Origin of the sequence: Ralstonia sp. OTU4908 (assembly GCF_038440115.1) — a bacterium.
GTDB classification, from domain to species: Bacteria; Pseudomonadota; Gammaproteobacteria; order Burkholderiales; family Burkholderiaceae; genus Ralstonia; species Ralstonia pickettii.
Genome location: NZ_JASATD010000071.1, coordinates 1 through 7,483 on the forward strand (window position 1 = coordinate 1; position 7,483 = coordinate 7,483).

The following is a 7,483-nucleotide window of genomic DNA, read 5'->3' on the forward strand; positions in this document are numbered from 1 at the left end:
CGGCACGCCGCGAATTGTTCCCACTCTGCGGCGGAAAGCCGCCACTTGTCGGTGCAGCCGCCAGCTCGCGCTAGCGCGTGCTGGCGGCTATTTGGCCCATATGAACCAATTGGATCAGGTGAACCAAATGGTTCACCTGATCCAAAATCGCCCTCTACAGGGTTAAATGCAAACGCCCCACGGCTTGCCGTGGGGCGTTCATACTTTTTCGAGCCTGGCCGCTTCGCCAGCGTAGCCGCTCAGCGCGCCCTCGTTCTCCAAACGCGCGGCAGAAAGCCTGCGCGCCAGATTCCCAGCAGGCTAGTCGCGGTGAATCCAACCTGTTGCACCAAAAGTCCATATCGACCGATCCCGATAGCAAGTCCGGCCATCGCTAGGTTTGCGGCGAGGAACCACAACCAGCCATAACGAGAAACGCGGGTGTGCGTGGCCAACAGAAATGCGCCGGTCAAGCCCATGAGGGCTCCACCCCATTCAAGAATCGAGAGAGCATTCACGGTCGCACCTCCGCAATGACGTTGCCAAAATGCACAGTCCTACCTTCGTTCCAAAGCTCGATTGGATAAAGGCCAACAGCCGGTTTGGCAAGCACACTCACTACCGTTCTCCGCTCAAACATGCCGGCATGCGGACCATCGATGTACTGAACCCCACACCTTCCATCAGGGAGACACGCGATTCGCTTCCGGCAGCCTGAATGCGCCTGGAATTCTCCCAGCGCGTCTAGCCCCGGCTTGTCGACGTAGAAGGTCATTTCCGATTCCGGTTGGACGCCCTGTTCGGACAGCCCGTGTTCCTGCCGGTATGCCTTGTTGCGGATCGTCTTACCAGTCGGCCCGAGAAGATACACAGAACCGTGGAGTGTTAGAAACTCAGTCGCCATTCCGCGCCCCGTTCAGTCAAGCAAAACACGAGTAGCCACAAGATCATCACGGCGCAGCTTGTCGCTCGAACCGCCAGAAATGAGACAGTGGAAGACGGGCACACCCAGGCGAGTCGCGGGCAGCCATTCGCCGGGCACACCGCGCTCCGGTGTCGTGCCGGCAACCGGACGAATGTTCAGCTCCTTCAGCTTCGCCCGCGCCTCGGCGTCCTTGGCTTCCAGCCAACAGAGGCTGTAGGTGCTTCGGAAGTTATGCTCCATGTAGAACAGGCGCTCGGCCGGCTCTTCATCGAGTTCAGGGTGATAGATCATCACGCCCCCAATCGGTCATCATAGGTAAATTATATTTACCGTATCTCGTTTTGTCTATCCCTTGTTCAATTGATTGTTTCGATCAGAGATACCGCCCAATAGCCGCTATCTCTTTCACACTGGTGTCAGGCGAATAGATCGAGCTGGTCAGCTCTCTCGATTCGTCTTGCCACAATCGCGTCACGCTGCACCTCGATTGGCGTCGGCGTACTGGCTGGCTCTGGCATGGGTTCTCCCATTGCTGCATCAGTCTCGCCCTGCTTGCGGTCGCTTTCCACACGCTCGCGCCGGCTAAGACGCCTGTCCCACCTCCCCAGTACATGAGCTGGCGTCACCCAATGGCCCCAAGTCTTGTCAGGCCAAAGCGCGTTTCCATGAATCACGATTGCCGGAATGTGTAGCAATGTGAATTGGATGTAAGCCATGTGCACTGCGGTCAAGTCAATGTCTGTCGTAGTGACGTGCATTACCTGCTGATAGTTCATGCCCTGGTCTTGGATAGCGTTGGCCGTTGCGATCACCATCGCGCCGGCCCCGGCCGCTGGCTCATTGAGCGTGAAGAATCCCTCTCGTTCAATCACGGCCGCTACGTCACCCAACACAAGCTTCGCCATAAGGTAGGAAACCTCATAGGGCGTAAAGAATTGTCCCTTCCAGTGGTCGCCCAGCTCCATCGCCATGAAAAGTTGCCCTAGGCAGTCGCACATTCCAGCGCTCAACGCCTCGACAATGCAATTCAGCATGGCGGGGAAGCGCGCAACTTCTTCCCGCTCATAGCGAGCGACGATTTCCATGTAGCGCGCCTCACGTGCCTCGAATTGGCTGCGGTCAACAGAATTGCTGATGCTGAGGGCTGCCACCTCGCAAAAGTCGCGGAAAACCTCGTGCCGGCGATAGCGGCGCGAGTTCATATCGATCAGCTTCACAAACTCTTTCTGTGCGGCATCCAGTCCGGCCGACTGCGTTCTCTTAGCCATTTCTTCGCTCTCTCAAGGGTGAGAGAACTATACTTTCGGTATCTCGTTTTGTCTATCTATAGGTGACAAAAAAAGCCCTGGCATACTGTCCGCCAGGGCAAAGTTTGCGCCTCCGGGGGGCTGGCGCATTCAGTGAGGGTTGGATTCGTGCACAAACCGGATGATTGCGCCTTCCAGCGACGCCGCCACGTCGGACATGTCGGCTTTCAAGCCGGCACCACGTACGGCGTCCGTAGCGGCGTGGAACGCCGCTTCAACGGCTTGCTTCTGCTCGGGTGGCAGCTTGTCGCGCAGCTCGAACCACTGCAAATCTTGTTTGGTCATTGGCATGGTGTAGATACCTCGGGTGTTTGATCGCTAGGCGGTGGACAGGGCAGGGGAGTCAGCGGCTTGGCAGGCGCTCGCCAGGTTCTGCCGAACGCAGAACCACGCATTGGCCTGGAACTTGGGTGACGTTCCCCGACTCGTCCAAGTCGAAGCAGGTGCCACCGGCATCCCGCACACCACCGTCAACAATGCGGATTGGCGGTTTCGCATCCGCCTTGCCTTGATCGCGCAGCGGATCAATAGAGCGTTGCTCGCTGTAGACCGTAATAACAGTGATAGGGCGGGCCGCCGCCAGCGTGAACGCCTGAGCGCTAGTTGCGCACATTGCCAGGAGAATGGCGCATGCAGAGAGAATCGATTTCATGATGGCTTCCGTGTCTGGTTAGTTAGGCGTTGGGGTCAAAGTGCGGTACAGCGTTGCCAATGCGCACCGCAATGTGCTTAATCTCGGTTGCGCGCGGTACGCCAGGAATTGCGCACAGTTCGCCCGCGTCGCCGGGTGCGTAGTCGATACGCGATCCAACAATGTTCTTCGGATCGACCACCTCAACGTGCGCCCAATACGATCCGTCTGAGCAACGCGAGACCTCGATGTGTCCGCCGGGAAATTGAATTACGCCTGTGCTCGGTTCCGGGTTTCGCTTGTCGCCCTTAAACGTGATCTGCACCGCGTCTTCCGAGTGGGTTACTTTTGCTCGTGCCATCGCGAAATTTCCTTGTCAGCTTTGCTCATCGTCTTCGGAATCGGAAGACTCTCCATCGCTCAGCAGGCTTTGCTGACGCGGGTCGCCCTCGGCTCCAGCTTCGGGGCCGCGAATCTTCTCCGCCTCGGCGTGTAGCTCCATCAGCTCTTTGAGATACCGCGCGGATACGGGGATCGTCTCGTCGTCGCTTGCGAGAGCAACTTTCCCGCGCAGTTCGTCCGGCATCGCGGAGATCATTTCTCCGACGTTCTTGGCATAGCGGTTTGCAAACTTCGCGGGCAACCGGCGCGCGGACTCGGGATTGCGGGCAGCATTCGTTACTCGCCGCGTGACTTTCTTCGGCTGCCCGTCGCTTGTATCGTCGCCAACGCCACGCGCTGAGTCAGACAGCTCTTGAAGAAGCTTGCCGGCGTCGTCGCCATGCTCGCGGATCGCATCGAGGGCAGCGCCTACCGAGACCCGCTCAAGCGCCAGCAGGTTTTGCACGTCGGTATTTGCGTTGGCGAGTGTCAGCGCCTGCTCAACGTGCGTGATGGAAACGTGCCGCCTCGCGCAAATATCCTGCTTACTCCAACCGAAGTGCAGAAGGCGTTTGTAGCCGAGACCCTTTTCCAGAGTAGACAGGGGACGACTGCCATCGCCAGAACCGAGCATGTGCACAACGCGGTCGGCGTTGTTTCCGTCCACCTCGCGAACGTCCACCTTCCGGACTTCATGACCCTCCGCAATCGCCAGCATGATTGCTGCGTGGCGACGGTGCCCGTCGTCAATGATCTGCGTGCCCTTGTGCACATCGATGGGCGGGAACACCGCGCCCGCAATGTACATCTCCTTCAGTGCATTGATGGATTCTTGAAGAGCGGGCGTCTGAATGCGCAGGTTGAACCCCGGCTCAACCTTAAGAATTCGCGGATCGGCCTGATAGATGGTCTTCTTGGAGACTGCATCGTTGCCCTTGTCTTCCGCCATTTGCTTCAGCGACTGCGGTTTGGTGCTCATTGTGTAACCCCCTGTCAGTGCTTGTTCGTTCACCATGGGAATAATTCTATCTTGCGTATCTCGTTCTGTCTATCGCTATTGCGATTGAATTTTGCGATTGCCTTGATTCGCTGATAGCCGTCATTTCTTAGACCGAAGAAAAGGCCCGCTGCTCGGGCCTGCCTCTTCTATTTGCCGGTGCCATCTATCGCCTACGCGGCAGCAACAATGTCGTTCACCGTGAGACAGCCCGCGAAGATTCGACCGCTCTTATGCCAACCTTCGCGCGTTCCGCAGGGATATGTGCCAACACATCGGAAATCGTGCTTCTTCGAGGCCGTTTCAACCGTCACAATCGCACCGCTTCGAGTGACGTATTTCCCTGGTGCAGTAATGATGGTGGGGAGCAACACAAAGGGAGCGAAGTATGCAGAGGCCATCGCTACCCCCCTCAGAACTGCGGTGCCGGGATTGCTTCGCACCCGATGTCATAGTTTTCGATAAGGTGCTGGTAGCTCTCGCGTGCTTCCGCGCCCCTTTTCCGCAGGAAGGCAAGATGAGATTCCTGTGTCATGTGGTCAGGCGTGACGCGCCCCGTATAGAACAGCGCCAGGGATCGCACGTGTTCACCTACGTCAGCGGCCTTGACCGAGCTGTGATACAGGTCGTAGCGACCTTCATAGAGGAACCCGTCTTGAAACTCGATCGCGAAATCGCACTTGTCGTAGCCACCGTTGGCGGGTGCCGTCGCGCTCCAAGTCTTCAGAATCCGATTCGCTTGCTCAAACGTGCTGCACTCTGCCGGCCGCCCACAAGCATCAAACGGGCCTTCTGCACGAGTAACAACGATGGTTTTGATTGCAATCTTGCTTGCTGCGGTCATGGCGCAATTCCTCTTTCCGTTGGCAGTGTCTGTCTCGATCACCATGAAAGAATTATAGTTTTCGTATCTCGTTTTGTCTATCTCTAATCGATTGATTGTTTTGATGCCGCATGCTGCCTGATAGCGCGCATTCATCGCCCACGGACCTTGATAGACCCCCCTTATTGCAAGCCAGCTTTGCCGTTGATAACCGGCCAGGCGTACTCCGCTGGTGCTGTCCCTTGCCCGACAGTCCGGGGGACTGTCGGGTGTGCCGGTAGGGGCCGGGGCGGTAGCCCTCGGGGCCGCACAAGCGGCCACGACCCCGTATCCCGGCACAGGACACCAGCGGCCACCAACCCTTGCGGGACCATCGCCAAAACGAAAAACGCCCCTCGGCATTCACCAAGGGGCGTCATGGCCGTTCCTTCCCAGGGGTGTGCTACGACCCCCAGGTCAGAAGCGCTTTCAGGTTATCGGCGTCCAAATGTCCGCAGCCTTCATCAGTGCGGACCACCTCGCGGCCGTCTACATCAACGGTTATAACGTCGCCGTAGATGCCGTGCGTGTCGCTGCAAGGATCGCAGGACCACGAAATCGATGCGTTATATTCGGTCAGCAACGTTTGAAGCTTTTGCAGAAATTCGGCACGACGCTTTGCGGTCTGTTCGGTTGTCACCACGGCTTGCCTCTCTGCTCAGTTGTCCACGCACGTGCAGGCGGATTCAATGAAGTCACTCGCCAGGCAACGAGGAACATCCCAGCCCCAATCGGTGCGCAGAACGTCCTGCAAATCCTCCACTGCATTGCTGTTGCTCGCGTTGCGTTCTTTCACCTCTGCGATCAGCGCGCGCAGCTCAGTTGGAATAGTCATCTGCATTTTCATCGTCATTCCCCTTCCAGCCAGTAGCGTTAAACGGCGATGCCCTTGTCGGCCTTGTCGGCAAGAATCACGCGGCCGTCGATCACCTCCAGCACAGCCGCGCCGGGGTTTCCTTCCATAAAGGCGTTGGCCTCACGCGTGCCGGCCTCGCTGTCTGGAAACTCGGCCACGATGGCGAACGAACGGTCAAAAAGGGTGTGGCGCTTATGACGGGGTTGCGTACCGTTTTGAGGTTGCTTCATGCTTTCATCTCCCTCGTTGAGCATGAATCAATCATAGCTTGTGTATCTCGTTACGTCTATCCCAAATTGATTAATTTATTCAACTTGCATGACTTTCCGATAGGAAAAGAGAAACGCCCTCGGCTTTCGCCAAGGGCGTTCTCTCTTGCTTCCTCGGGTGCAACGTCAGTCGATCACTACCAACGTCCCACCTTCGCGCTCTGCTGCGGCCTTGGCGAGCTGTTCGTCGGTGTACTCCGTGGCTGCCAACCAATCAGGGCTCCACGTGTTCCACGCGGTCAGATACTTGCCATCGCGGCGAATGATGAAGACGGGCACGGCTTTCCCTCGCGTTATCAGTGGCGTCGGCTAGGCAGTCGCGGGCTTGCTAAGTCGGATCATCTCTGCCCGCAGTTCGTTGTAGTCCATCGACATAATTTTTGCCTTTGCTTCGATCTTCGATTCCAGGCTGTCAAACGGGTTGATGTTTGCAACCAAAACCTTGCGCGCCGTCTGGCAGAACGCCAGTGTGTCAGAACCGCCTTGGTTCGGGCTGTATTGGTTATCGCGTGCCATTGCCGTTCCCCTGTTGGTCAGCCGTAGACGATGTGACCAAACATGGCCGCCTGCAAGATCAGGTCGGCCAGCTCGCCGTCCACCTGACCGGCATCATCCTCGACTACCGCCACGAGTAGTGCACCACTATGCGAGCTGTGCACGTTCGCATGGTCTTCGGGCTTGTCCATGTCGCGCGCCATGATGCGGCGCATGCCTTCCGCCAGATCAGTCAAGCCAATTTCTTTGCGACTAACCGCGCTATCTGCATCCCCATACTCGGTCACGCGCACGCGTGCATGCTCCGGGCCGTGCTCGCCTTCGTAGCGTTCCAGCGTCTTGAATTGTGCCCAATAATTGGAGCCACCTTCTACGGCCGTGCACAGCACGTCGCGGAGAAATTGCTCGGAAACCGCCAGCTTCAGATTGATATCCATCATCACTCCCTTTTTTCAGTTGGGTAGACTGAGTGCTTCGCGACGGTCCGCCGTGGTCAGAACCTTGTTGACCTCGTTCAGCTTCTCGTAAGCCACCGCAGGAACGCTCGCATTCCATTGCAAACCGTACTGGCGCACCAGCTCACGAAATGCATTCATTGCTTCGTCGCGCGTCATGCTTCATCTCTCTCGTTAACCATGGGACTATTATAGTTTGCGTATCTCGTTTTGTCTATCTCTAATCGATTGATTGTTTTGATGCCGCACGCTGCCTGATAGGGTGCATCCATCACCCACGGACCTTGATAGACCCCCCTTATTGCAAGCCAGCTTTGCCGTTGATG

The 7,483-nt window shown here is 57.1% G+C and carries 14 protein-coding genes; all 14 read right to left on the minus strand.

The genetic code is table 11. The features are described 5' to 3' along the window. Positions 1–895: 895 nt before the first annotated feature. Positions 896–1,198, minus strand: coding sequence for a hypothetical protein (locus tag AAHM38_RS24995; protein WP_342234383.1), 303 nt, complete (start codon positions 1,196–1,198; stop codon positions 896–898). A 122-nt stretch (positions 1,199–1,320) separates the two neighbouring features. Continuing rightward, on the minus strand, positions 1,321–2,172 hold the full coding sequence (locus tag AAHM38_RS25000) for an N-6 DNA methylase (RefSeq protein WP_342234384.1): 852 nt from the start codon (positions 2,170–2,172) through the stop codon (positions 1,321–1,323). Between the two features lie 129 nt (positions 2,173–2,301). Next, entirely contained in the window at positions 2,302–2,502 is a 201-nt protein-coding gene (locus AAHM38_RS25005) for a hypothetical protein (RefSeq protein ID WP_342234385.1), read from the minus strand. Between the two features lie 52 nt (positions 2,503–2,554). Then, positions 2,555–2,863 (minus strand): hypothetical protein, encoded by a 309-nt coding sequence (locus AAHM38_RS25010; protein ID WP_342234386.1) that lies wholly within the window; start codon positions 2,861–2,863, stop codon positions 2,555–2,557. 22 nt (positions 2,864–2,885) lie between these two features. Beyond that, positions 2,886–3,203 carry a hypothetical protein gene (locus AAHM38_RS25015; protein WP_342234387.1) on the minus strand — a complete coding sequence of 106 codons (318 nt, stop codon included), beginning with the start codon at positions 3,201–3,203 and terminating at the stop codon, positions 2,886–2,888. 15 nt (positions 3,204–3,218) lie between these two features. Further along, positions 3,219–4,238 carry a ParB/RepB/Spo0J family partition protein gene (locus AAHM38_RS25020; protein ID WP_342234388.1) on the minus strand — a complete coding sequence of 340 codons (1,020 nt, stop codon included), beginning with the start codon at positions 4,236–4,238 and terminating at the stop codon, positions 3,219–3,221. Between the two features lie 394 nt (positions 4,239–4,632). Continuing rightward, entirely contained in the window at positions 4,633–5,199 is a 567-nt protein-coding gene (locus tag AAHM38_RS25025) for a hypothetical protein (protein ID WP_342234389.1), read from the minus strand. Positions 5,200–5,485: 286 nt separating this feature from the next. Further along, a complete protein-coding gene (locus AAHM38_RS25030) occupies positions 5,486–5,725 on the minus strand; it encodes a hypothetical protein (protein ID WP_342234390.1) in 240 nt (79 codons plus the stop codon). A 15-nt stretch (positions 5,726–5,740) separates the two neighbouring features. Next, positions 5,741–5,935, minus strand: a complete 195-nt coding sequence (locus tag AAHM38_RS25035; RefSeq protein ID WP_342234391.1) for a hypothetical protein — start codon at positions 5,933–5,935, stop codon at positions 5,741–5,743. A gap of 20 nt (positions 5,936–5,955) precedes the next feature. Further along, the gene (locus AAHM38_RS25040; protein ID WP_342234392.1) at positions 5,956–6,168 is read right to left on the minus strand and encodes a hypothetical protein; all 213 of its coding nucleotides are present in this window, start codon (positions 6,166–6,168) and stop codon (positions 5,956–5,958) included. Positions 6,169–6,333: 165 nt separating this feature from the next. Then, on the minus strand, positions 6,334–6,486 hold the full coding sequence (locus AAHM38_RS25045) for a hypothetical protein (RefSeq protein WP_342234393.1): 153 nt from the start codon (positions 6,484–6,486) through the stop codon (positions 6,334–6,336). 30 nt (positions 6,487–6,516) lie between these two features. Beyond that, positions 6,517–6,723, minus strand: a complete 207-nt coding sequence (locus AAHM38_RS25050; protein ID WP_342234394.1) for a hypothetical protein — start codon at positions 6,721–6,723, stop codon at positions 6,517–6,519. A 17-nt stretch (positions 6,724–6,740) separates the two neighbouring features. Continuing rightward, the gene (locus tag AAHM38_RS25055; protein WP_342234395.1) at positions 6,741–7,139 is read right to left on the minus strand and encodes a hypothetical protein; all 399 of its coding nucleotides are present in this window, start codon (positions 7,137–7,139) and stop codon (positions 6,741–6,743) included. 15 nt (positions 7,140–7,154) lie between these two features. Beyond that, positions 7,155–7,316 (minus strand): hypothetical protein, encoded by a 162-nt coding sequence (locus AAHM38_RS25060; RefSeq protein ID WP_342234396.1) that lies wholly within the window; start codon positions 7,314–7,316, stop codon positions 7,155–7,157. Positions 7,317–7,483 lie beyond the last annotated feature (167 nt).